Raw genomic sequence first — 23,469 nt, 5'->3', positions numbered from 1 at the left:
CGGTGCGCGAGCCCGTAGCGGGGGCATCGGGGTGAGGAGAGCGGTGAGCACGAGTGAGAGCCCACAGGAGCCAGGTCAGGAGAGTCAGAGCGCACAGTGCGGCCAGGCCGCCGCCGACCAGCACAGCCAGGTCGGGGGCGCGGGGAAGGTCGGGCAGCATCACAGATCACCTCTGCTTCAAAAAGTGCGTGGGCGGTGACCAGCGAAGGCCGGTCACCGCAGGTCGTGGTCGTGGTCGAGGTGGTTGGTGGCCGGTGGTGGTCGTGGGGGCGTCGCCGAAGCGCGCGGGTGGTACGTCATGTTTTGTCGGGGGGCTGGCGGGAGTGAGGGAGCGCGGCGATGGGGGCCTTCGCTGATCAGCCGTCGTTGTTTGGACCCGACCCCGATGAGCCGCTGGTCAAGCCGACCGTGCGGATGCCGATCGAGATGCGGGTGCTGATCACGGTGAAGGCCGCGCCGAACCCCTCGCAGACCTACGGCGAGACGGTGTGCGTGGCCGGGATCCGCCTGGACACCGAGCGGCCGGGGTGGGTGCGGCTGTACCCGATCAACTTCCGGGCGTTGGAGGACGACAAGCAGTTCCGCAAGTACGACGTGGTGCGGCTGCGAGCCCGTCCTAGCGCCACCGACCCAAGACCGGAAAGCTTCCGGCCTGAGCTGGGCAGCGCGGTCAGCGAGAGCCATCTGAGCAGCTGGGCCAAGCGGCGGCCGCTGGTGCTGGACCTGGTGAACAAGTCGATGTGCCAGGTCCAGCAGGAGGCCCGCGACGGACGGCCGGGCCAGGTGGCCTCGATGGCGGCGATCCGCCCCCGCACGGTGCTGGGCCTGGATCTGCAGCCGCATCCGGGGTGGAGCCCGGCCGAGAAGAAAAAGATCGACGCCTATGTGCAGCAGCTCGCCCTGGATGAGGACGGGCCCCGCACCCCTTTGCAGGCGCCCCGGTTCAAGGGCTGGTACCGGTACCTGTGCCAGTCACCGGACTGCCGCGGGCACCGGCAGGGCCTGTACGACTGGGAGTTCGTGGTCCTGCAGCGCCGCCTGACCGGGCTGGACGACGCCGAAGCGATGGTGCGGTTGCGGCGGAACTTCCTGGAGATCATGTGCGCGCCGGACCGCGACACCGTGTTCTACGTCGGCAACCAGCAAAAACGCATGACCTCTTTCATCATCGGCGGGGTGTTCTACCCGCCCGCCTGACCCCAGAGTGGACGAACCGTCCCGGTCGGTGGCACCGGCGTGCAGGGGCGCGGGGTCAGGGACGACAGGATCAGAGGTGTAGGTGTTCCTGGAGCGCGGCTTGGACGACGTCGCGGTGGCAGCGTTGCTGATCGGCCTCGAAACACAGCAACGCCACCCGCCGATCGGCCGCCAGCTCCGCGATCGCGGCCAGCTGCTGGCGGGCGGGCTCGGTGGCGATGTGCGCGGCGTAGCGGGCCTTGGCCTGTTCCACCTCGGCGGCCCCGGCGGCAAATCCGGGCCGGTTGTCCTTGGGGTTGCCCAACTGGGGGACATGCCAGTAGTCGATTCCGGCGTCGGCGAGCGCGGCGGCCAGGGCGCGCTTGGAGAACCCGCGCCTGCGGGAGATCGGCGTCAACCGGACGTCCACCACCGTGCCGACCGCCTCGGCGGCCAGGATGCTGAGGAAGGAGTCCAGGTCGTGGCCCTGATAGCCCAGGCCGGTCACCCCACACCGCTGACCGAGACGCTGGCTGGCACGCTGGTCGGGGCGCTGGTTGAGAGGCTGGTTGGGGTTGGGCATGCCGCTCACCTTTCCACCGGGTCGCCGGACGGGGAACCGGTCCCCGCTGGTTGCGGCGTGTTCGTTACCCCGGGGCCCCTGACCTCGCCATGGAACGGCAGGGCTAGGAGCGCCGGGGCGGCCGAGAGGGCGGTCAGGGCTGACGGTGCGGGTCGGGCACGGTCGCCGGGGCGTCGACGGTGTTGCTGGCGTCAGCCTCGTTGAGGCCGTCGGCCAGCTCGTCCTGGCCCTCCTCTTGGTCCTCGCGTTCGTCCTCGTGCGGGGCGTGGTGGCGCAGGTGCCGCTGACGGAACTGGGCGAAGGCCAGCAGCGCGACGATGAGGGTCAGCAGCCCCGCCACGCTGGCCGGGGCACACAGGAGGTGGGTCAGGATCAGCCAGGTGGCCCCGGCGGCGATGCCGGTGAGCATGTACACCTCGCCCGCGGACCAGTCGGCCGGGGCCAGCAGGTAACCGATCAGACCGCGCCGCTGTTCGGCGTCGGACGCGGAGTCAGTCGCGGAGTCGGCCGCGGGGTCGGGGGCGAGATCGGGGGTGTGGCCGTGGGGAGTGGTCATCGTCGGGCCTCCGTGCGGTCGGGCCGGACCGGGAGCGGGGCTAGGCGGTTCAGCGGGACGGCTTGGGCGGGTTGGGTGTTGCGGTGGATGACCACCCACGGCTGGTCCATGGCGGGGTCGGTGATCCACCACAGCACGTGCACGACCTCGTCGGGCGGGGCGTCGGGGCCGTTGACGGCGACGGGGTCGGCGGCGGGGTGGGTGAGCAGGACGGTCTGGCCAGGGGCGTACCAGCGGCGCCGTGGCCGGTAGCCGGTGGTGGTGAGCCGGTAGCCGAACCCGGTGGTCGGGTCCCAGGTGCGGGGCCACTGGTAGTGCTGGGTGGTCCAGTCCCACAGCGTGGTGGCGGCCATGCACAGCCCGTACAGGGCCGCCAGCGTGGTGAGCAGTTCCCACAGCGCGGCCAGCGACAGCGTGGCGGCCAGCGTCACGCCGAGCACCGCCACCAGGACGGCGAAGGCGAGGTGGGCCAGGGCGCGCTGGCGGTGGACGCGGGCGGCTTGGTCGTGCAGTCGCCACAGGTCGGCGACCTGACTGGTCTGGTCGTCGGCGGGCTGGATGACGGTCAGGGAGCGGCCGGTGGGCGGCACGAACGTGACCCCAGTGCGGGCTTGGTCGGCCCGGTGGGGTGGGGCGGTCTTGCGCAGGTTGATCATCGGTTCTCCTGGTGGCGGATCAGGGGACGGTGGGTCTCGTGGGGCAGGTCGGCGGCGGGCAGGCCGCGACCGCAGGGAGTGCAGTAGAAGTGGGTGGGGCCGCCGTCCAGCGGCCCGTTGCAGCGCGGGCAGGACCAGGTCGGCCACGGCGACCGCCCCGGTCGCCCACCCGCCGGCACACGGCCGGACCAGGCGGGCGAGGGGACGGCGGCGGAGGCGGACACGGCGTCGGCGGGGGAGGCCATGACGGTTGCCGGGGCTACCAGCCGGTGGGGCTGACCGGTTGGACCACCTCCGCGGCCCAGAAGGGCAGGGCCTCCTCTGCCAGGAGGTGGAGGCACGGGGCCGCCGGGCCGTCGGGTCGCGGGGTGCACAGCGGGTGGGTGGGGCCCTGGACCAGGGCGCGGCCGACGTCGGCCAGGGTCTCCAGCGGTCCGGCGTCGCCCAAGCCCTGACCGGTGGCGTCGGAGGCGCGCAGCCACAGCCAGCCCTGCCGGGCGCACGCCCACACGTACCGACCACGTGCGACCGCCTGGCCGTCGTCGTCGATGACCCAGGAGGGCGCGGCGATCAGGGTGGTGACGGTGCCGTCGGCCTCGATGTGCATCGGGGGGCCGACCAGCCCGTCCTCCTGGTCGGTCTCGCTGAAGTCGTCGGGGTCGTCGGTGGGGATCGGGGTGATGTTGAGTTCGGCCAGGGCGCGGGTCAGGGCGGCGGTGTCGGTGATGGCGGCCTGGCGGCGGGCGTAGCGGTAGGCGTCTTCGGCCAGCTCCAGGCCGTCGGGATCGGGCGAGCGGTCCACCGGTCGCGCGCCGGTGAGGACGGAGTTCAGGAACATGGAGCACCTCGCAGGTGAACAGGGAAAAGAGGGGAAGACCGGGCCGTTGCCGCGCAGGCGGCAACGGCTCAGCCGAAAGCAGGCGGGAGTCGCCGGGAACGCTGCGGTGATCGGGCCACCGGGGCTGTCAGCGCAGGCCGGGCGGAACGGGATCAGCGAGCGGAGCCGCCGAGGCGGCGGACCAGGGGGAAGGGCAGCGTGCGGGCCAGGCGGCGGGCCGCCGGGCGGGCGCGGTGCGGCAGGCGGCGGGCCTGCTGGGTGAGGTCGTAGACCAAGCCCGCCAGGCCGGACGGCCGGAAGAGGGGGTCGATGAGGCGCGCGGCCAGCAGGGGAACGCAGTCGGGGCAGTACACCGCCTGCTCCACGCGGGGACCGGCCAGCCACGGGTCGATGTCGGCCGCCGACGCGGCGACGACACAGTGGTCGCAGGTGGCGATCCACTCGTTCAGGCGGGTCAGGTCGGGCACGCCGTTGGCGTCGAACACCGGGTGGATCATCGGTGCTCACCCCCCGGCAACCCGGCCGACGGGCGGCGGACGGGCGGGGGCGTGCACAGCGGGCACGGGACCGGCCCGATGGGCGGGTTCCACATCTGCCGGGTGCCGTGACAGCTCAGGCAGGAGCGGTCCGGCGGCCGCGCGCGAGCGACGGCCGGACGCGTCATGATGGCCATGGACGGTTCCTCCAGGGGAGATCTGGATGGGATCGAGCAAAGAGGGCCCCGGCCGGTGCGGACACACCGGCCGGGGCCTTTTCGTGTTCGGGGTCAGCCGCCGTCGGGGTCGCCGGTGGGGGCGGTGTCGGGGACCACGACGGTCAGGTAGCGGCGCACGCCGTCCTCGCGCCGGTTGGGGTAGGGCGCCGAGACGTCGGCGACGTCCAGCCCGGCGCCGATCTGGTCGATCACGCCTGCCACGTCGCCCGCCTCGCCCGACAGGCGGATCTTGACCAGGCGGCTCATCGGTTGCCCGCCTCGGCGGCCTCCAGCGCGTGAAGGACGTCGATCAGCTGCTCGTCCAGCCATTCGGCCAGCCGCCAGACGGCGGTCTTGGCGGTGATGGTGTCGGGCACGGGCAGCTCCGGCATGTCGGGGTCGGCCTGCGGCCGGGTCAGCGCCTGGTCGGGGACGCGCAGCAGCAGGGTGGTGCTGGTGAGCATCGCCGGGCCGTGCTTGAGCATCCGGTCCTCGGGGGTGAAGTAGCCGCTGTAGCCGAACCCGGCGCTGCGGTCCCACTCGCGCCAGCCACGCAGGGCCAGCAGCTCGGGCGGGCGCGGCACCGCGATCTCCACGCGCGCGATCAGAGAGCAGTCGTCCTCGCTGAAGTAGGTGTCGATGTCGCGGATGCGGTCGGGCAGCCACTCCAGGTAGGGCGGGGACATGATCGGGCCGGTGGCCACTTCCCAGGCCGCCGCGGTGAACTCGGCCGGGTTGGCGGTGAGGGCCTGGTCGTCGTCGAAGTCGGCGAACTTGTGCTTGTGGTGGCGCAGGTAGGCGCCGTAGCGGCTGGCGCGGTCACTGGCGCGGTCGCGGTCGTCGGCCTCGTTCAGCCGGAACACCCGGAAGGAGGTGGTCAGATCCTGACCGGTGAACAGCACGGCGGTCGGGTGGGTGGTGGGGGTCATCGAAGGGGCTCCAGATCTTCGGGGGCGATGCAGTCCAGGCACAGCCCGAACCGGGTGGGCAGCACGTACTCGCGGACCCGGCCGCATCCGCCGCGCTCAACGCGGCAAGTGCGGCGGGCACGCAACGCTCGTTGCAGGGCGTGGTGCTGGGCGGGGGTGGGGGTGCGCTTGGGGCGGGCCAGGTCGACCCGGTACAGCAGCGCGGTGCGCACCCCGTCGGGGGTGGTGGCGCGGCGCGAGCGCCACATCAGTTGGGCGACCGGTTCCTGGCCGCCGGGCCGAAGCCCGCGCGCGGCCAGCTCCGGGGACAGGCCGCGCGCCCACCCCCAGGGGTAGGTCGGCAGCCCGTAGCAGGAACCGGTCGGGTCGTAGAACCGCGCCAACGTCGCCGACCGGCGACCCATCACGCCACCCTGGGGGCGACGGTCGTGCGGTTGGTCGTGCGGTTGGTCGTGCGGGCGGCCTGGTGGCGGCGGCGTTTGTACTCGCGCGCCCCGGCCACCACCAGCGGGGAGAGGTCTCCGAGCTTGTAGCGGGCGTTGTGGCAGGCGGCGGCCTGGTCGTCGTCCATGACCGCCGCCCGCCGCGCCAGTTCCTGCTGCAGGTCGGCCTCGGGCAGGTCGATCAGGTCCTCGTCCCAGGCCAGTGGTGGCACCCAGCCTTTGCGGGCGGCCTCGGCGCGGGCCCGGGCCACCCCGTTGCGCCCGGCTGGGTCCGGCACGACCATCGACAGCTGCTCATACAGGGCTCGGACCTGGCGGGCGGTGGCGACGGTGACGTACTGGCGGCGCATCAGCGTGGAGTAGTTGCTGACCGAGCGGTCCAGCCGCCGGGCCTGTTCGCACACCGACCAGCCCAACGCGGCCAGGGCCTGAATCCGGCGGCGGGTCCCGGCCGCGTCGATCCGCGCCCCGGGGGCCAGGGTGTCCAGGTCGGCGCGCACCGCCAGCAGCGCCGCGGCGGTGTCGGGACGCAGCTTGCGTGAGGGTAGCCGTCCGGTGCGCCGGTCGCCGTACAGCAGCTTGCACAGGGCGCCGTTGGACACCCCAGCCAGGGCGGCGATGCGTCGCCACCCCAGTCCGGCCTGCATCAACTGCCGCACGTGGGCCCGGACCGGGGCCGCGTCCACATAGGGCTGCCACCGCCCGTAGGCGATCAGCCGGGTCCGGCGGTTGACGTAGCGGCGGTTGGCGGCCGTGCACGCCGGGCATCGGCATAGGCGGATCTTGTAGCCGGTCAGGGTGCCGTGCTCGACGACATCCGAACCGGCGGCACCATCGTTCATCGTGCCGGTTCCTCTTTCTCGTTGGCGACGGCGTCAGGGCGGGTGTTCCAGGGCGCGGCCGGGCTGGTGGGCCGGTCGTTGAAGGCGACCGTCAGCAGCGCATCGGCCAGGGCGGCGATGTCGTGGAGCGGGTGGCCGATCGCGCCGGGCAGCGGCAGGGTGCGGTCGGGGTGGAAGTAGGCCGGGTTGGTCTCGCCGTGCATCGGCTGGCCGTACCAGGCCCCGTACAGGCCCTGCAGGTCAACGACGTTGTTGTAGCCGGTCAGCCACGGCAGGTTCCCGGCGCGGCGGCGGGCCTGCGACAGCGCTGCCTCCCGCCGGGCGCTGATCTCCTCATAGGGGCCGTCGCCGTAGGAGGGGAAGGGCAGCTCGGGGACCAGGAGCCGAAGCAGCCCCTCGCGCACCTGCCAGGAGGTCTCCCAGCACAGCAGGATCGGGGTGGGGTTGCCCCACGCTTCCAGGCGGGCGGCCACCATCCGCAGCGCCAGCAGCACGTCCTTGGCCGGGGCCTGGCCCGGCACGGTGTCGTGTGCGGGGGCCAGCGTCGTGGTGAACGCCACCCCGCGCCCGGCGACCGCCAAGCGGTGCGGTTCGCCGATGTCGTCGACCATCAGCAGCACCGCCTGGTGGTCACGCAGCTGCTGGACGTGGTGGGCGGCCTGGTCGAACGCGCCCTGGTGGTGACGGCGAAACACCGCGCGCACCGCCCGGCAGCGGCCGCAGGTGCGGCCTTTGCCCAGCGGCTCCTCCTCGCGGCGCGCACACAGGCGGCACACGTGCTGCAGCTCGCGCGCTCGGTTCAGCGCCGCGCGCTGAGCCGCCGACACCGGCCGCTTGGGCACGGTGGCCGCCAACACGTACAGCGGGGCGTAGCAGTTGCCGTGGTAGAGCACCTGCCCGACCGGGCGGGCGCCGGGCGCGGGCTTGCGCGGCGGCGTCAGGCGGGCCAGCTCGGTGCGGGTGTACAGGTAGGCCGGGACCTTATCCCAGGAGGTGTAGCGGGGAACGCCGTCCAGGGCGGGCCGGTAGCTGCTGCTCACGCCACGGCTTCCGTTCGGGCGGCCCGGCCGGAACGGCAGGTGCGACGACGGATCAGCTTCTGGCGCTCCTCGGCGGTCAGCCCGGCACGGATGCCGTGCTGGTCGAAGGGGCCCAACGCCAGCTCGGTCTCCAAGCAGAACTCCACGACCGGGCACCACGCGCACAGGTCCTTGGCCTCCTCCTCACGGGCCGCGGCCTCTTTGGGAGACTCGCGGCGGCCGTCCTCGGGGCCGAACCACAACTCGATCGGCGTGCCCAGGCACGGCCGGGCGTTCCAGTCGGCGGGTTCTCGCTGCCAGGTCAGCTTCGGCGGCGGGGTGGACTGGGTGGTCTTCATCGGCGGTCAACTCCTTGCGGTCACAGGTGGAAAGGGTGGGAAGCACGAAGTGCTCCGCCCGTGAGGAAGCCGGGCGGAGCACTTCGCGAGAAGGGGAGAGAGCGGGGGTCAGCCGATCAGATGCCGGTGGAGGCGGGAGCGTCGTTGCTGGTACCGGACGGGGCGGGCCAGTCGTCGGGAGCGCTGGCGTTCCGCAGCTTGCGCGCCAGCGTCCGCAACGTCGTGGCGGCCGGGAGCTCGCTGGCCGGGTCGGGACCGGTGCCCAGCAGGGACTGAACGGCCGCGCCGAAGGCGACCACCTCGGCGCTGGTCAGCAACACCACGCAGCGGCCGGTGGGGGAGAACGGTGTGGCCAGGGCGGCGTCGATGTGGTGCGGCAGGCCGGGGTCCTCCAGCGGCAGGGTGAACAGCGGGTCGTAGCCGTTGAACAGCATCCGCACCTGCCACCGCTCCAACCGCCAGGCGGCCGGGTCGGGGTCGGGGTCGGCCTGCTCCAGCACCACCATCAGGTCCGGGCCCTCGGCGCAGGGCAGCGACCACAGCAGCATCAGACAGTCGAACGACTCCAGCTCGAACCCGTGCAGGCACAGCCGGGTGTTCAGATCGGCCAGCAGAGAGCGCGCCGGACCGCGCGAGGTGGCGTGAGGCAAGGGGATGGTCATCGCGGATTCTCCGTTCCGGAGGCCGCCAAGGCAGCGGCCAGGGCCTTTTCCCGGGCGCGGGCGATCTGGTGCACGGCGAGCGGAACCGGCGGGCGCGGCTTGGTGAACTGCGGGGCCGAACGGCGGGTGCTGGCGTCGGCGACGACCTGGGCCAGCTGCTCACGCCAGGTGTCGTAGGAGATGTTGACGATGACGCGCTGGCCACTACCTGGGCAGCGGGGAACGCGACCGTCGATGGGACGGCGGCGCCGATCGCGGTGCGGGTGGACCATGTGGCGCTTGAGGGCCACCCACCAACCGCAGTCGGGACACACGATCAGCGTTTCCGGGCCCTCGGGGGGACGGCCCTTGGTCTTCGGCTTGGGCCTCAGGCGCAGGTCCAGGTGGGTGATGGGGAGATCGCTGGCGTAGATCGGGGGGCGGCCGTTGTGTCGCATCGGCACCTCCAGGGATCAAGAGGACGCTGGGGTCTCACGCACTCCAGGCCGCACCGACCGAAACCGGTCGATGCCTCCTGGGCAGCGCAAGCGCCGCACGAAGGTGGTGCTCGTGGACCGGGTCGCGGAGACCTCGTAGTTCGTCCTCCCGCAGATGGGCCACGTGCAGTTGTTCATCCGGCGACGTCCGGTGAACTTCGGCTACGTCTGAGCTTATGCACATAGCTCAACCATGTACATATGGCTGAAGAGTTAGATCGATGTAACCCATCGCCTGGTGTGGTCCACTGGGCGTACCAGGCGACGCAACGTGTGGAAGGAATGGGGCGTGACCGACGAGATCCCTCGCACCGCCTACGAAGAGGTGGCCGACAAGCTTCGCGCCCAGATCGAAAGCGGCACCCTCAGGGTCGGAGACGCGATCCCCTCAACCGCACAGATCTGCAAGGACTATGGGGTGTCCACCACAGTGGCGCGGCGGGCGGTCTCCGAGCTTCAATCGGCCGGACTGCTCATCGGAAGAGCAGGCAAAGGCGTGTATGTGAAGGCCACCCCGAAAGAGGTGGAAAACCGGAAGGTTGACCTTGACGGCCTTGTCCAGCAGGTCGGAGAGCTTCGAGCAACGGTCGAAGAGATCCAAGCAGCTCGTGATGAACGAGTCGATGCAGAGCTAGGACGCTTGCGACGGCAGGTCGGGCTCATCCACACCCAGCTCATGGACCTGTACGCACGGCTGGGTCAGAGCTATCCACACGAGAGTCTGGCGGAGTTCGAGAACGAGACTCCGCCTGACCGTGAATCGACCAACCGCCGTACCGGCACCTGAACGCCTTGACCTGGAGCCCCCCATGACCAGCCAGGAGAACTACGGCGAGCTCATCGACCTACGCGGGCGGGCGGCCTACCGGCCTGACGTCGCCTCCCTCGCACGCAGCCAGCTCGCCGCAGCGCGAGCTGAAGCGAAGCTGACCGAAGAAGAGTTCGCGGAGCTGCTCAGCCCCATGCTGGGGTGGCCGGTGACCGCCGAAGCGGTACACGCATGGGAAACGGTGACCGTCCCGCCTGGCGACGCACTCGTGGCGGCGGGCCTGGTCCGTCACTCAACGCCCACGACACCAGCCACCCAACCGTCCGTGGACCTTGTCGGGCAGCTCATAAGCGATCGCTTCTCCGACGTCACGGCGGTGTACGCGAGCCGTTCCGAGTTCATGTCGTCCATGCCTCCGCACCGCTTGTTCGACGGGGCGAAAAGCATCGACGCTGTTGGCCTATCCCTCAATCTGATTTGCCAGCAGTACTCCTTGCCTAGCCTGTGCTCGCTCCTGGAGTCGGGGACGACGATCAGGTGCCTGTTCCTCGATCCAGAAGGAGAGGGGATCAAGCGGCGCGAGGAAGAGGAGCGGTACCCTCCCGGCCATCTATCAGCGTTGAACGCTCTCAACATCCAGACTCTTCAGCAACGTGTCCTCGGCCAGATCTCCCCAGAGGCGCAGGCACGGCTACAGATCGCCTTGTATGACGAGACGATCAGGTTCAACGTCATCACAGTGGACGCACGGCTCTGCGTGGTCCAGCCGTACCTCCCCGAGACAAGGGGAGTCGACTCTCCCACAATCCTCGTCCAGCGGCGTTGGCCGACCGCCGGCCTCTTCCCCATCTTCGGCCAAGTGTTCACCTCACTCTGGGAGCGGAGCGTTCGTCTATGACCGACCTGAAAGACCTGCTGCCGATCGCCCAGGCCGCGGTGGACCTCGCGAGCCGCTTCATCAAGGAGCATCCCGTCGAACGTGTCGTCTCCAAGGGAGACCGCGACATGGCCTCGGACGTGGACGTCAAGGTCGAACGCGCAGTCCGCGACTTCTTGCAGACCGAGACGCCTCACATGGCTTTCCTCGGGGAGGAGGACGGCGGCGACGGCAGCTCGGAGCTGTCCTGGGTGCTCGACCCGATCGATGGCACCGCCAATTTTGTGCGCGGCATCCCGCTGTGCGCTGTTTCCCTGGCGGTTCTACATCACGGGAGGCCAGCGCTCGGGGTGATCGAACTGCCCTTCCTCCAAGGGATCCAATACCACGCCGTCGAAGGGCATGGGGCGTTCAGAGACGGCGCGGCCATCTCCGCGAGCACAACGAAGTCCTTGCCGGACGCGATCGTGGCCGTCGGCGACTACGCGGTAGGAGTTGACGCCGCTGCCAAAAACCGGCGACGGCTCGCTCTGACCACTCTGCTGGCAGATCGCGTGCAGCGCGTCCGAATGTTCGGAACCGCCGCCATCGACTTGGCCTGGGCCGCCGAAGGCAGGATCGACGCGTGTATGTCGTTGTCCAACAAGCCGTGGGACGTTGCGGCAGGCGTCATCATCTCTCGGGAAGCCGGGGCCGATGTTGTCGGTCTGGCTGGCGAGGAACACTATGCAAATTCCGAGGCGACCATTGCAGTCACCCCCACTCTCCGGTCTGGCCTCTTCGAACTGATCGAAAGCGCAATCAAGGACGCAGACGGTAGCGAATCTCATGAGAACGCCCCCCAGTGACTCGGCAGGGATCTCAACGGCTCGGCGGTGAAGAACTGCCCCGGTTGCTGAGTTAGCCGCCGCAGAGCTCGGAGTCTGATACGCGCTCGCCATTGGGGCTGTCGGGCAGGTTAGATGATCTTCCCTTGACCTCCCAAAGATGTGGAGCCAGCCTATAGGCAGACGGGTCTGCTGCTGAGATCATGGAGGCGCACGCTCATGAAGCACAATGGAAGGCCGCCCATCACGGCAACTTCGTTGGCTCCGGCGAATATCAACCTTTATCCGGGCGAGAAGCCTTCTGCTGCGTGCCCGGATTGCGGCCGATGGCGTTTCATTCGCAGGCACATGCTCTGGCCTCATCGGACAGAAGACGGGAAGAGTAGGTGCCCAGGAAGCGGTCAGCGGATCATCATCGACCTTACTCCGGAACAGTGGCTCGATCTTGCAAACGGCGTCAACAAGGAAGGGCCGAAAAGTATTCGGGCTGTGAGTGGAGGACTTCCAGGGCTTGGTAAGAAGAGATAGTGCCGTTCTCCACGTCGGCCTCCTACGTCGAGCTGGCGACGTTGAATCGCCGCCGTATGCCCTGGCAGTAGGCACCGATTGGCGTCAGTGGTCGTCCCGGAAACAAAAAGGCAGCCCTCGAACGGAGGGCTGCCTTTGGCACGGAGCGCCAGCACGATCACGTGTTCGGGCGGACGTACAAGCTGTCGATCTCTTCGCCCGCCAGGCGGTAGAAGATTGTGACGTAGGCCGTCGTCAGGCGGTAGGTGTCAGGGACCGGCTCATAGCTTTCGGAGTTGGGGGGCAGTGGGTTGCCATGAGGCCGCCGACCGCGAATAAGGAGTTCTGGTGGTGTCGCTGAGCCGTGAAGCCGCAGCTGCGAGGGCACGGTCAACGGACGGACCCCTAATGCCTATCGGGCCCCACTGACAAAACAGCCCTTGTACGAGTCACCTCCGCCTGCGCGGAGAGAACGAGGACATCGAGACGCCCGACCTCGCCACCGACGGACCACCTCCGCCTGCGCGGAGAGAACGCGATGATCTCGCGCAGGTCCTCGTCGCTGAACGGACCACCTCCGCCTGCGCGGAGAGAACGGGAGCTTCACGACGGCCGTCCCGGCCAGTGACGGACCGCCTCCGCCTGCGCGGAGAGAACGTGACGGTGACCTGCACGTTCTTGGACCGGATCGGACCACCTCCGCCTGCGCGGAGAGAACCGGAGCGGCGAACTCCTACGGGACCTTCCAGCGGACCACCTCCGCCTGCGCGGAGAGAACACCTACCTGATGGGCATCGTGACCGGCGTCCACGGACCACCTCCGCCTGCGCGGAGAGAGCCTGGATCATGGTGCTACCTCCGGGGCGGCGTGCGGACCACCTCCGCCTGCGCGGAGAGAACCAGGTCAGGGCCCCCGACACCCCTTGTGCTGCAGGACCACCTCCACCTGCGCGGAGAGAACAAGAACTCGTTTGGTGAGTCGTGGGATTGGGTCGAACCACCTCCGCCTGCGCGGAGAGAACTCGGTGAGCAGGTCAACCACGGTGCTGAGGGTCGGACCACCTCCGCCTGCGCGGAGAGAACGCGGCTGCGGCAGCTCGCGTGCGAGATCCTTGAGGACCACCTCCGCCTGCGCGGAGAGAACTCCAGCGTCCCGATGAACACCGGCAGGCCGAGCGGACCACCTCCGCCTGCGCGGAGAGAACCGGATATACCGTTCCGCTCGGCAGCCCGGTCGCGGACCATCTCCGCCTGCGCGGAGAGAACACGGCCAGGGGCAGGGTGGTGCGGGTGCGGGTCGGACCACCTCCGCCTGCGCGGAGAGAACCAAGTAATGGCCAGAAGCCACGACGGCGAGGACGGACCACCTCCGCCTGCGCGGAGAGAACCTGGTGGATGTAGCCGGGGCTGAGCCCTTGCTCGGACCACCTCCGCCTGCGCGGAGAGAACCGCTGGCCGTACAGCCGCAGCACCGATTCGAGCGGACCACCTCCGCCTGCGCGGAGAGAACACGAGGTTGGGGCGGTCGGCGACGAACACGCCCGGACCACCTCCGCCTGCACGGAGAGAACCACCCCGCCAACGTCCGCGAGGACCTGGGCGACGGACCACCTCCGCCTGCGCGGAGAGAACACCACGAGCACCGGCGACAGCGCGACCAGCACCGGACCACCTCCGCCTGCGCGGAGAGAACGGGATCTTGGCCGACCTGCGCGGCGTGGGCCCGGGACCACCTCCGCCTGCGCGGAGAGAACACCGCCATATATAGAGCCGTGCGGATGTAGTTCGGACCACCTCCGCCTGCGCGGAGAGAACGCCGGGAATCCGGCCGGGTCCTCAGCCCTGTGCGGACCACCTCCGCCTGCGCGGAGGGAACTTCGGGCACCTGGGCCACGAGATCCTGACCCGCGGACCACCTCCGCCTACGCGGAGAGAACCAGGCGGCGGATGCTTCTGCGTCGCGCACAGCCGGACCACCTCCGCCTGCGCGGAGAGAACCTACCTGAGAACGTAACCCGCCTGCGCGATGCCGGACCACCTCCGCCTGCGCGGAGAGAACACCGGCGCCGGCACCAAGAAGACCGGCATCGGCGGACCACCTCCGCCTGCGCGGAGAGAACACCGACGCCGAGCGGGACGGCGCCGTGAGCGGCGGACCACCTCCGCCTGCGCGGAGAGAACGTCAGCCACCTAGACCCCCAACTCCCATGCCGCGGACCACCTCCGCCTGCGCGGAGAGAACGGGGTGAACGGGGTCCGCAGCTCGATCACGCGCGGACCACCTCCGCCTGCGCGGAGAGAACCCGTGCCATGCTCACCCCTCCGATCAGGCGCTCGGACCACCTCCGCCTGCGCGGAGAGAACTGCACCGCGGTGCCGACGTCGGACCGCTCGTCCGGACCACCTCCGCCTGCGTGGAGAGAACGCCGCCCGGTTCTCGGCGGCCAAGTGGGTCCACGGACCACCTCCGCCTGCGCGGAGAGAACAGCGCACGCGCCTGCTGGCTGGTGACGCTGTACGGACCACCTCCGCCTGCGCGGAGAGAACGACGCCGCAAAGTACGCCCGCCAGGCCGCCGCCGGACCACCTCCGCCTGCGCGGAGAGAACCGTAGCCATGGCGAGGTCGAGATGGACGGCGACGGACCACCTCCGCCTGCGCGGAGAGAACACGGATACCACCATCATGGCCAGGCCCGCGACCGGACCACCTCCGCCTGCGCGGAGAGAACTGAGACCGGATGGCAGTAGCGGGTCACTCCTGCGGACCACCTCCGCCTGCGCGGAGAGAACGTCCATGACGCGATGATAGATCCCGTCCTCGGCGGACCACCTCCGCCTGCGCGGAGAGAACGCCGCGTTGTTGTTCAGCACGAACACGTCGAGCGGACCACCTCCGCCTGCGCGGAGAGAACTGGACCGCTTACAACGACGTCGTCGACGGCGTCGGACCACCTCCGCCTGCGCGGAGAGAACGGCTCCCAGCATCGCATCGAGCATCTGGTCCACGGACCACCTCCGCCTGCGCGGAGAGAACCGCTACGGCGGGACCCCTCCGGTCTCGGCCGACGGACCACCTCCGCCTGCGCGGAGAGAACATCCTTTCGTGCCCGTGGTGTTCGGCCAGCAGCGGACCACCTCCGCCTGCGCGGAGAGAACTCGGCCGGGCACACCATCCGCTACCGCGCCTGCGGACCACCTCCGCCTGCGCGGAGAGAACGGGTGAGCAGGCTCAGGCGGGCTTCGGCGGCGCGGACCACCTCCGCCTGCGCGGAGAGAGCGAAGTAAGGGTGGCCTTGTCGGTGGGTCGGTGCGGACCACCTCCGCTTGCACGGAGAAGTATGGGGTAGGTGAATCATTCGAAGCTTTGAGCGGGGGTCCTTCCAGGCAAAGATCATCATTGCCTACTTCGTATGAGCGTCAGTAGGCCGCACCCGTATGGACGTGCTCGGCCGATGCCGTGTTGTAGGCCGTCCCAAAAGAGGTCCGGCTCCGTGATGGTCAGGTGACCTTCGAAACGGACGGGTTCGATGGTTACAACGGTTCCGGCTTGTTTGTCACCGCGTCCTCTCGGCAGGCTGCTGATCTGTACGTCGGGAGTGCCGAGCTGGCCGATCGGTACCTCGAAGCCGTACTGGGCGCCTTTGCGGGCCAGCCATCCCAGGCGTGCGGTTTCGTCGCGGAGGGGGAGGTGGCGGCCGGAGCGGCGTTTGCCGTCGGCGCGGGTTTTGGTGTCGACGTTGCGGGTGGGGTTGCCTGTGAGCCGGAACGCGAAGCGCCGCCCAGGGGTGAGCAGTTCCCGGAGGGGAGCCAGGGTTCTGAGGCGGGGAGGCTCGGTCAGGTAGCCGGCGGGGAGTTTGGCCCAGTCCGGAGCGGTGGTGGATTGGACCAGCAGGATCGGGGGGTGGCCGGGATCGGCGTCCCAGCGCCACAGCACGCCGTGCGCCAGTCGTCCTGGGCCGTCGATGTTGGGGAAGGCGCTCATGACGCGTTGGTGCGTTTTGTGCAGGTCGGCGAGGTCGCGGAGGACACGAGGAGAGGAGAGTTCTGGGGTAAGGCGGCTCAGGTACACCTTGTTCCTCGCTCGGGTGTCTGGCTGAGCAGGGCGTCTGTCAGCGGGATGAGTTCGGTGCGGATGTGGCGTCTGCCGTAGCGGCGGGCGCCGTCGACGAAGGAGATCGGCTGGTCGTTGAGGACAGCCGTGCCGGGCTCAGGGGGGATTTCGATGACGCAGCGCAGGAGGAGGGGGGCTCCGTCCTGGAGTTCTTCGTGGGCTTTGGTGCGGAGCGCCGGTTGGTCTTCCAGCCAGGGGTGGGTGCGGACTGCTTGCTCGGCGGGATCGGAGGTGGTGCCGATGAGCAGGTCGGGCGGTGCGGGAAAGGCTCGGCGGCCCAGGAAGAGCGGGAAGACGGGGCGTCGCAGAGCGGTGGCCAGTTGGTCGATGAAGGGGGCAGGTCCGGTGAGGGCGGCCAGGAAGCAGGCGTCGGCGAGGTAGTACCGGTTGGAGATGATGGTGCGGTGGTTCTTGCCCATGGTGTTGGGGACGTTCTGGGCGGCCTGGTAGTCGCGTTCGATGCGTCCTTCGCGGTCGGCCCGCACGGCCATGCGCAGGGCCGCCAGGTCGGCGGGGTCGACGTCGCGGGTACGTCCCAGGGCTGCCGCCAGCAGGCCAGCCACTCCTGATTTGGTCGGTTCGGTGATGGTGTCGCGGTGTTCGAAGCGGGAGTGGGCGCCCCAGGACTGCATGGGAGCGCTGAGCCTGAGCAGCAGGGTTGAGGAGGTCACTGCAGCGTTCCGGCGATGCTGGTGATGAGCTCGGACACCGACTGCACGGTGGTGATGTCCTTGGCGGTGACGTCGGCGTCGATCGTCAGCAGGGTGGCGGTGTGACCGTCGCTGCCGTAGGCGGCGGTGAGCTTGCCGTAGTAGGCCAGCAGGGCTTCGGCCGAGCGCTGGACGATGCTGGGGGCGCCGTTGACGTGGGGCGGGGCAATGGGGGCGGCGAACGCGTTGGCCAGGTTCCAGGTGCCGACCGGGCGGGTCACGGCCAGGATCAGCGAGGGCGGGTTGTGCGCCGCCATGGAGTTCTGTTTGCCGGTGGGGACTGCGTGGATGAACGCCTGGGCCCAGGCGAGGGTGCCGCGGTGGGCCAGGTCGGTGTCGCCGTCGAGGTTGGTGGTGAGTTGGTGCAGGTCGAGGTTGGCGTACCGGTAGTAGCAGGCGGAGTTGAACTCGATGGTGCCGATCATGCCCGCGCCGGTCTTGTCGGCGCCGAGCAGGTCGTCGACGGCGGTGTAGTAGTCGTACTGGGCGGTGGCGGTGTGGGTGGACAGGGCGTGGGCGACCTGGCTGGCCGCCTCGACGTTGAAGCCCTTGTTGTCGGAGATCATCCGGCCGAACAGGGCGACGTCGACGGCGCGGGAGGCGTCGACCAGCTCGCGGAGTTCGGTGATGTCGCCGCCTTTGCCGCCCTTGACCTTCTTGCCGCCGGCCTTGGTCAGCAGGGTGTCCCAGTGCTGGGTGCAGATGTCGGCGAGGCGGGCGGCGGCGTCGGAGCGGACGAACAGCAGGTATTCGGATTCGCCGGTCTTGTCCTTGACGCCGAGGCCGAGCTCGTTGAGGGCGGCCGCGGCGACTGCTTTGGCCGAGGCGGGGTCGTGGTCGCGGGACTCCAGAAGTGCGGCCGCCTCGTTGGCCAGCTGGCGGGTGCGGACGCCGACTTCGGCCGGGGTGAGGCCGTAGTCGGGCAGGGCCAGGCGCGTGGTGCGCTTGAGGCACTGGCTGGAGATCCTGGCCCGCTGGACGCCGCCGAAGGTGGCTGACTTGGGGGAGCCGGTGTCGTCGCGGTTGAGGTTGGAGGGGGCGAAGGACTGCAGGATGTGCAGCTCGACGATCATTTGTTCTCCTCGGTGGGGGTGGTGTTGGCGTGTGCGTGCCGGTGGTAGTCGGCCATCCAGCGCAGGCGGATCTCTTCGCCGCGGGTCATGCCGCGGGCGGTGAGTCGGGGGTCGTCCCAGCCGATGACGTCGGACAGCAACTGGACGTAGTCGACGGGCACGGATTTGGTGGCAAGCAGGGTGATGGCTTGCCGGAGGTGGTGGTGCAGGGCGTTGCGGTCGGCGGCCACTAGAACTTCCAGGCGTTTGTCCACCGAGGAGTTCTCGGCTCCGGCGCCGTCGCGGGCCCGGCGGAAACGCCCTAGGGAGGCGCCCAGGTTTCCCGCGCCGGCCTGGTGGTGGGGGTGCAGGGCGAGCAGGCTGGCGGTCAGCAGGGTGTGGCGCACCGTGGTCATGCTGAGGTCGTCGGGGGCGGCGCGCAGCACCACGCCGGCGGCGGCCACCGACGGGGGCCTGGTCGTGGTGTAGCGGCGCAGTTCGGCCAGCACGCCGGGGTTGCCCTTGCGGGTGGTGGTGGGCACCAGCCGGTGCACCGAATCGATGACTCGTGCCCCCCACCAGGTGGGCGCGGGCTGGGGTGTGGTTGTGCTGTCGGTCATGGGCGCTCTCCGCTGGCCAACGCGTTGAGGTGTTCGCGTAGGCGGTGATGGAAGGTGTTGGTGATGCGGCCTCGGACGGTCAGGCTGCGTGGACCGCTGGGGGCGGTGGCGATCACTGCGGCGAAGGTGGTGGTGGCGGCGCTGTGGAGCCGTTGTCGCCACAGGTCGCTGGCGTGGGTGTGCTGGTGGCTGGCCAGCAGGTGGACGAAGGTGTCGAAGGCGGGGGTCAGGGCCGTCCAGTAGGTGTCGAGCTGGTGGGGTCGCCAGCCTTTCTTCGCCTCGTCCTTGATCTCCTTGTCGGTCTTGAACTCGGCGCGCAGCCAACGCGCCATGCTGATGAGCAGGGCCTCGATGTGCTCGGCGGTCTCCAGGGCGCTGCGCAGGGCCTCCAGGCCGGGCGAGTCGCCGGGACGTAGCAGCTGCGGGGGAAGCGGGAGGCTCTCGGCACGCCAGGCGATGTATTTGGCCTGGTTGGCTGTCTGGCCGAAGGCCAGGACCGGGACCAGTTCGGGCAGGGTGAACGCGCCGCTCTCGTCCAGCCGGTACAGCCATTCCAGCGTGCGGGGGGCGTGGTCCTCCCGGACGGCCAAGGCCATGCTGTCGCGCCACAGTGTGCGGTGCGGGTTCAACCGCAGGGTGGTGACGTCTCCGTCTTTGGCCTCGATGTAGGCCATCTGCTGCTCCACGTCCCGCGGCTGGAAGGCCGGATGCGGGGCGTCGCCCGGGCAGATGGCCACGCCGGTGACCTTCGGCTCGACGTCGGGGTCCGCGGAGATTTGGAGCAGGACCCGGCGGGACTGCCAGGTCAGCCAGTCGGTCCAGCCGCGCGGCACGCGCTGGCGGGGGGAGCCCGGCGGCAGGTCGCTCTCCCAGGCGGGGGCGTCCTGGGCGCGTGTGCCCAACGGCCGCTCTCGGTCAGGGGCGTACTGGACGAGGTTGAGCAGCAGCGTTTCGCGCAGGGTGGCACCGGCGGCCAGGATGATCGCCGATCGCGCGCAGGGGCCGTCCTTGGCCGATTTGGGATGGCCGGGGAAAGGCGTTTTCATCCCACCCAGGTCGAAGGCATGGAGGGCCACCAGCCGGCGGGCGGCTTCGGCGAGGGTCAGCGCCACCGGGGTGGTGGCTGTGGTGTGGTCGAACAAGGTGACGTTGCTGCCCGAGGCCATGCTCGGGATCAACGCCGCAGGGGTGCCGAAGGTCAGCCGTGCCAGGTCGGGGCACTGGTAGAACGGTTCGGAGCCCAGCAGGTCGAACCGGTGGCGCCAGCCCGCCAGATAGTCGGTGATGGCGGCCTCGGGCAGGGTTTCGGCGTCCCAAAGGCGTTTCCAGGCTGCTTGGTCGGGTGGGCCCAGGGCCCGGTGGAGCACGGCCAGCAATAGCCGGTGCAGGGCCGCGGTCACCGTGGGGGTGTCGGCGGCGATGCTGTCCAGGGTGTGCGCCTGGGTGAGGGCCTGGCTCAGGGAGACCTCTTGGGCGGGGCCCTGGCATTGCTGGACGGGGATCCAGGGTTCATCGATCAGGTTGAAGGTGTGAGCGGCGACGGTGATCACTTCCTTGAGGTGGGAGGTGCGGGGTCGGTGCGTAGGCCGAGGATGTGGTCGTAGGCGACGTTGATGGCGTCGACGTGACCGGTTCCGTTCTGCAGGACGAGCGCGCGATGCTCGGCCAGCCAGGCGGACCGCGCCCATGACTGGGGAGGCTCTGCCCGGGCCAGGGCGCGCACCAGGCGGTGAGGACTGGAAACCGGCAGGGCAGCGCGGATGAGCGCCGTCTCCGTTGCCGAGTTCGGGGGCTGGTCGAGCAGGAACTCCGGGCCGCCGGTTACGGGCCGGACCCGACCGTCCGGACGCTGTTCCAGCAGCACCACATCGACGGCGGGCTGCCCCAGCCGGGTGAGCCCGGAGTCGGCCAGGTCGTCGGTGTCGGGCAGCGCGGTGAACTCGTGCAGCTCCTCCGGGTCGGGGGAGGGGATGCAGCGGTTGGCCGCCAGGTGCTGGTGGTCTTGGTGCTCTCGGTGTTGTTGCGCCAGGGCTTCGGCGTAGCCGTCACGGTCTTGAAGATCCAGGGCCGGTTCGGTGTCGCCGTAGACGCTTTCGGTGAGCAGGCGGATATCGCCCGGCACGTGCAGGCAAGAGCGGTCGCGCAGGGCATACCAGGAGGCCAGCAATGTGCGTTGGCCGTAGACGCTGACGCTGCCGGCAGGGAAGACGGCCGGGCGTTCGGACTCGACACCGACCAACACCAGCCGCGGCTTGGTCAGGCCGCGGGGCCGCTGGGGACGGTCGTGCCGGTGCAGGCGGCCGATCCGTTGCAGCACCAGGTCAACCGGTGCCAGATCGGAGACCAGCAGGTCGAAGTCCAGATCCAGGCTCTGTTCGATCACCTGGGTGGCGATCACGATCGCTTGCTTGGGGCGGTCGCCGTCCTTGCCGAACAGGGTGAGGATCTGGCGTTCCAGCTCATGGCGCCGCCCGTGTGGGAACCGGGAGTGAAACAGCAGTAGCGTCCCGTCGAAACCCGTTGCCGCCAACGCCTGCTGCAAGTCTTGGGCGCGTCCCACCGTGTTGCACACCACTGCGACGCATCCGCCTTGGCCGATCTGGGCGAGCAGGTAGGCGGCCAGCCGGCGAGGGGTGTCGCCGACACGGCGCTCCAACTGGACTGGCCGGTTGCCGGGCGGGTCCGGCTGCAGCGTGCCCGCGCGTTCCCCACCGGCCCAGGTGATCAGCGGATAGGCGTTGGAGGAGGGCGTCTGCTGCGGGTTCCCCGCCCCACGACTCCACGCCGCTACCAGCCGACTGCGTCGTACCGCAGGCAGCGTCGCCGACAGCAGTACCACCGGGACCTGATGGCGCCCCAGCCATTCCAGCAGGCGCTCCATCAGCACCGACATGTAGACGTCGTAGGAGTGCACCTCATCGATGACCACGACTTTGTTTTGCAGGCCGAGGTGCATCACGCCGTTGTGCCGGACTCGCAGCACCGCCCGCAGCAACTGGTCCACCGTGCCGACCCCGCACTGCGCCAGCAGGCCCCGCCACCGGGCGGTGAACCAGACATGCGCGCTCACCAACGACGCATCGGAGTCCCCGTCCCCACACACGCCGGTAGGGCGGACGGGGGCCGTGCTCGTCCCGGTCTGCAGCAACTCCAGGAACAGGTCGTTGAGGCCGGCCGCGCCGTGTGCCAGGTGCAGCAGCGTCTCCCCTTCGGAACGACTGCCGAGCAGCCGAGCCATCCGGTCCAACGCCTGGTTGCTGGTCGCCTGAGTCGGCAGCGCGAAGTAGAAACCGCCCAGGCCCAGGCTCTGTACCCAACGCGCCATTGCGTACTGGGCGATCTCGGTCTTACCGCCGCCCATGGTCTCTTCGACCACCACGATGCCAGGGCAGTCGAACAACCCCATGGCATCCAGCTGTTCGAACTTCTGCTGCATCGGCCGGGGAAGTGCTCCTTCGGGAAGCACGTCCTGCATGGTCCTCACCGCAGGCGACCAGCGCTTCCACCCAAGTGCATCAAGCGCACGGGCGGCCCGGGCCCGGCTGACCGCGACGTAGTCGTCGAAGTCCACGGCGGCACCCGCATAGGGGAAGTACCGCTCGTCAGAGGCGATCCAGTCGCTGACGGCGGTCAATCCCTCAAGCAGGGCCGCGGCAGACGCGCTGAGCCGCCACTCGGGACCCACCTGCTGATCCAGCGGAAGCGCCAACCGCCGAGCCAGTTCCATCAACAACTCGTTGCGCCGCTGCTCCCACTCGATGCTCCCGAGCAGCCTCCTGACCTCGGCCCTTCGGGCGATACGGCGCTGCGCAGGTGTGAAGAAGATCCCGTGATGGCCGCCCACCGCGTCGGCCGCCAAGGAGCCAAAGCCCGGCTCGGCCCCGAACTGCTCGACCAGCCAGCGGCGGAGATGCAAGGACGAGACCAGTCCGTGGGGAAGTTTGCTTCGGTGAGCTCGCCACATCGTGTCCGCGATGCCCGCCCTCACCTGCGAAGGAAGCAGGTCTGACCGCAGCATCTGCCACCACGACGCCTTCCCGACATCGTGGGCACCGACCAGGAAGCACACCCACGTCGTGCGATGCCCCTCCGGAATCCCGCCAGCGAGCATGTCGAGTAGCCGCTGCGGCAGGACCCGATCGAACAACACCTCCGCCACGTGCGCGGCATCCAGCATGTGGCACAACAACGGGTGCGGAGTGTTGCCACTGCCAGCCTTGCCCCACACCCAGTTGCTCATGTCGCTCCAAGCACTTAGCAATAAGAGGTGGCGAACTTAACTTCCCTCTTACGGCCAGTCAAGCAATATGCCTAAACTGCACTAGCAGGACCAATCCCCAGATCGCAAAGCAGCCTGGGGGTGGCCCCCACTTGGCAATCGACCAAGTGATGTCCCCGCGCGAGCGGGGGGGCAGGAACGGACTCTACGCAGAGGGTGTGACAGAACTGGTGCCCCGCTTGGAGTGGGCGACAAAAACCTCAAAAAGGTCAAAGTGGACTAATTGTGGATGATGGCTATCGAGGGCATCACAGTCATAATTCTCCGCGCGAGCGGAGGTGGTCCGCTGGCCAAGATGGAGCGCGGCGAATGGGTTCGGTTCTCTCCGCGCGAGCGGAGGTGGTCCGCTCCGCGAGGAACGCCACGGCAACGGCACCGCGTTCTCTCCGCGCGAGCGGAGGCGACCCAATCACGCAGGTTCTGGCGGATGTACTTCCCGCGTGGGGACGGCCCCTAGATACGCTCCCGGAGGACTGGACGCCC

Annotated in this window: 23 protein-coding genes and 1 CRISPR repeat array; of the genes, 4 read left to right on the top strand and 19 right to left on the bottom strand. The window is 69.4% G+C overall.

Going from position 1 to position 23,469, the window contains the following annotated elements:
- The first annotated feature begins 339 nt into the window (after positions 1 to 339).
- The gene (locus AKI01S_RS03855) at positions 340 to 1,197 is read left to right on the top strand and encodes a DUF8757 domain-containing protein (RefSeq protein WP_067812309.1); all 858 of its coding nucleotides are present in this window, start codon (positions 340 to 342) and stop codon (positions 1,195 to 1,197) included.
- Between the two features lie 70 nt (positions 1,198 to 1,267).
- Here AKI01S_RS03855 and AKI01S_RS03850 read toward each other — a convergent pair whose 3' ends face one another.
- The 13 genes from AKI01S_RS03850 to AKI01S_RS03785 form a co-directional block, all read right to left on the bottom strand.
- Positions 1,268 to 1,759 (bottom strand): DUF488 domain-containing protein, encoded by a 492-nt coding sequence (locus AKI01S_RS03850; protein ID WP_067812307.1) that lies wholly within the window; start codon positions 1,757 to 1,759, stop codon positions 1,268 to 1,270.
- Between the two features lie 133 nt (positions 1,760 to 1,892).
- Positions 1,893 to 2,315 carry a hypothetical protein gene (locus AKI01S_RS03845; protein WP_067812305.1) on the bottom strand — a complete coding sequence of 141 codons (423 nt, stop codon included), beginning with the start codon at positions 2,313 to 2,315 and terminating at the stop codon, positions 1,893 to 1,895.
- Complete coding sequence (locus AKI01S_RS03840; RefSeq protein WP_067812303.1) at positions 2,312 to 2,971, bottom strand: hypothetical protein; 660 nt, start codon at positions 2,969 to 2,971, stop codon at positions 2,312 to 2,314. The genes AKI01S_RS03845 and AKI01S_RS03840 overlap by 4 nt, the downstream gene beginning before the upstream one ends.
- A 259-nt stretch (positions 2,972 to 3,230) precedes the next feature.
- Complete coding sequence (locus AKI01S_RS03830; RefSeq protein WP_067812300.1) at positions 3,231 to 3,809, bottom strand: hypothetical protein; 579 nt, start codon at positions 3,807 to 3,809, stop codon at positions 3,231 to 3,233.
- A gap of 152 nt (positions 3,810 to 3,961) precedes the next feature.
- Positions 3,962 to 4,306, bottom strand: coding sequence for a hypothetical protein (locus tag AKI01S_RS03825; protein WP_067812299.1), 345 nt, complete (start codon positions 4,304 to 4,306; stop codon positions 3,962 to 3,964).
- Positions 4,307 to 4,575: 269 nt separating this feature from the next.
- Positions 4,576 to 4,770, bottom strand: a complete 195-nt coding sequence (locus AKI01S_RS03820; RefSeq protein WP_067812298.1) for a hypothetical protein — start codon at positions 4,768 to 4,770, stop codon at positions 4,576 to 4,578.
- Positions 4,767 to 5,432 (bottom strand): hypothetical protein, encoded by a 666-nt coding sequence (locus tag AKI01S_RS03815; RefSeq protein ID WP_067812297.1) that lies wholly within the window; start codon positions 5,430 to 5,432, stop codon positions 4,767 to 4,769. Before AKI01S_RS03815 ends, AKI01S_RS03820 begins: the two co-directional genes overlap by 4 nt.
- Positions 5,429 to 5,836: an RRQRL motif-containing zinc-binding protein gene (locus AKI01S_RS03810; protein ID WP_067812296.1), complete on the bottom strand. Its 408-nt coding sequence runs from the start codon at positions 5,834 to 5,836 to the stop codon at positions 5,429 to 5,431. The genes AKI01S_RS03815 and AKI01S_RS03810 overlap by 4 nt, the downstream gene beginning before the upstream one ends.
- The gene (locus AKI01S_RS03805; RefSeq protein WP_067812295.1) at positions 5,836 to 6,717 is read right to left on the bottom strand and encodes a helix-turn-helix domain-containing protein; all 882 of its coding nucleotides are present in this window, start codon (positions 6,715 to 6,717) and stop codon (positions 5,836 to 5,838) included. Before AKI01S_RS03805 ends, AKI01S_RS03810 begins: the two co-directional genes overlap by 1 nt.
- Complete coding sequence (locus AKI01S_RS03800; RefSeq protein WP_067812293.1) at positions 6,714 to 7,757, bottom strand: hypothetical protein; 1,044 nt, start codon at positions 7,755 to 7,757, stop codon at positions 6,714 to 6,716. Before AKI01S_RS03800 ends, AKI01S_RS03805 begins: the two co-directional genes overlap by 4 nt.
- Positions 7,754 to 8,095 carry a WhiB family transcriptional regulator gene (locus AKI01S_RS03795; RefSeq protein ID WP_083998852.1) on the bottom strand — a complete coding sequence of 114 codons (342 nt, stop codon included), beginning with the start codon at positions 8,093 to 8,095 and terminating at the stop codon, positions 7,754 to 7,756. Before AKI01S_RS03795 ends, AKI01S_RS03800 begins: the two co-directional genes overlap by 4 nt.
- Positions 8,096 to 8,211: 116 nt before the next feature.
- Complete coding sequence (locus AKI01S_RS03790; RefSeq protein ID WP_067812291.1) at positions 8,212 to 8,757, bottom strand: hypothetical protein; 546 nt, start codon at positions 8,755 to 8,757, stop codon at positions 8,212 to 8,214.
- Positions 8,754 to 9,194 carry a hypothetical protein gene (locus AKI01S_RS03785; protein WP_067812289.1) on the bottom strand — a complete coding sequence of 147 codons (441 nt, stop codon included), beginning with the start codon at positions 9,192 to 9,194 and terminating at the stop codon, positions 8,754 to 8,756. Before AKI01S_RS03785 ends, AKI01S_RS03790 begins: the two co-directional genes overlap by 4 nt.
- Before the next feature lie 328 nt (positions 9,195 to 9,522).
- Between AKI01S_RS03785 and AKI01S_RS03780 the strand changes: the two genes are divergently transcribed.
- The 3 genes from AKI01S_RS03780 to AKI01S_RS03770 are packed head-to-tail and all read left to right on the top strand — an operon-like array spanning position 9,523 to position 11,727.
- Positions 9,523 to 10,020 (top strand): GntR family transcriptional regulator, encoded by a 498-nt coding sequence (locus AKI01S_RS03780; RefSeq protein WP_067812288.1) that lies wholly within the window; start codon positions 9,523 to 9,525, stop codon positions 10,018 to 10,020.
- A 22-nt stretch (positions 10,021 to 10,042) separates the two neighbouring features.
- The gene (locus AKI01S_RS03775; RefSeq protein WP_067812287.1) at positions 10,043 to 10,900 is read left to right on the top strand and encodes a DUF5919 domain-containing protein; all 858 of its coding nucleotides are present in this window, start codon (positions 10,043 to 10,045) and stop codon (positions 10,898 to 10,900) included.
- Entirely contained in the window at positions 10,897 to 11,727 is an 831-nt protein-coding gene (locus AKI01S_RS03770) for an inositol monophosphatase family protein (RefSeq protein WP_067812286.1), read from the top strand. Before AKI01S_RS03775 ends, AKI01S_RS03770 begins: the two co-directional genes overlap by 4 nt.
- Positions 11,728 to 12,658: 931 nt before the next feature.
- Positions 12,659 to 15,492: direct repeats of the CRISPR family, unit length 29 nt; unit sequence CGGACCACCTCCGCCTGCGCGGAGAGAAC.
- 116 nt (positions 15,493 to 15,608) lie between these two features.
- Here the strand turns inward: AKI01S_RS03770 and cas6e are convergent.
- From cas6e to AKI01S_RS03740, 6 genes are read right to left on the bottom strand one after another with little or no spacing between them, the layout of a single operon-like run.
- On the bottom strand, positions 15,609 to 16,283 hold the full coding sequence (cas6e, locus tag AKI01S_RS48760; RefSeq protein WP_083998848.1) for a type I-E CRISPR-associated protein Cas6/Cse3/CasE: 675 nt from the start codon (positions 16,281 to 16,283) through the stop codon (positions 15,609 to 15,611).
- Entirely contained in the window at positions 16,274 to 16,996 is a 723-nt protein-coding gene (gene cas5e / locus AKI01S_RS48755; protein WP_157419641.1) for a type I-E CRISPR-associated protein Cas5/CasD, read from the bottom strand. The genes cas6e and cas5e overlap by 10 nt, the downstream gene beginning before the upstream one ends.
- Positions 16,993 to 18,108: a type I-E CRISPR-associated protein Cas7/Cse4/CasC gene (gene cas7e / locus AKI01S_RS03755; RefSeq protein ID WP_067812282.1), complete on the bottom strand. Its 1,116-nt coding sequence runs from the start codon at positions 18,106 to 18,108 to the stop codon at positions 16,993 to 16,995. Before cas7e ends, cas5e begins: the two co-directional genes overlap by 4 nt.
- Positions 18,105 to 18,707, bottom strand: a complete 603-nt coding sequence (casB, locus tag AKI01S_RS03750; protein WP_083998846.1) for a type I-E CRISPR-associated protein Cse2/CasB — start codon at positions 18,705 to 18,707, stop codon at positions 18,105 to 18,107. Before casB ends, cas7e begins: the two co-directional genes overlap by 4 nt.
- Complete coding sequence (gene casA, locus AKI01S_RS03745) at positions 18,704 to 20,257, bottom strand: type I-E CRISPR-associated protein Cse1/CasA (protein WP_067812279.1); 1,554 nt, start codon at positions 20,255 to 20,257, stop codon at positions 18,704 to 18,706. The genes casB and casA overlap by 4 nt, the downstream gene beginning before the upstream one ends.
- Positions 20,254 to 22,947: a CRISPR-associated helicase/endonuclease Cas3 gene (locus AKI01S_RS03740; RefSeq protein WP_067812277.1), complete on the bottom strand. Its 2,694-nt coding sequence runs from the start codon at positions 22,945 to 22,947 to the stop codon at positions 20,254 to 20,256. Before AKI01S_RS03740 ends, casA begins: the two co-directional genes overlap by 4 nt.
- Positions 22,948 to 23,469: the final 522 nt, after the last annotated feature.

This window comes from Actinomadura kijaniata NBRC 14229 (assembly GCF_001552175.1).
Lineage (GTDB): Bacteria > Actinomycetota > Actinomycetes > Streptosporangiales > Streptosporangiaceae > Spirillospora > Spirillospora kijaniata.
Note: the sequence above shows the minus strand (reverse complement) of the source record. Positions and strands in the feature narration are given on the sequence as shown.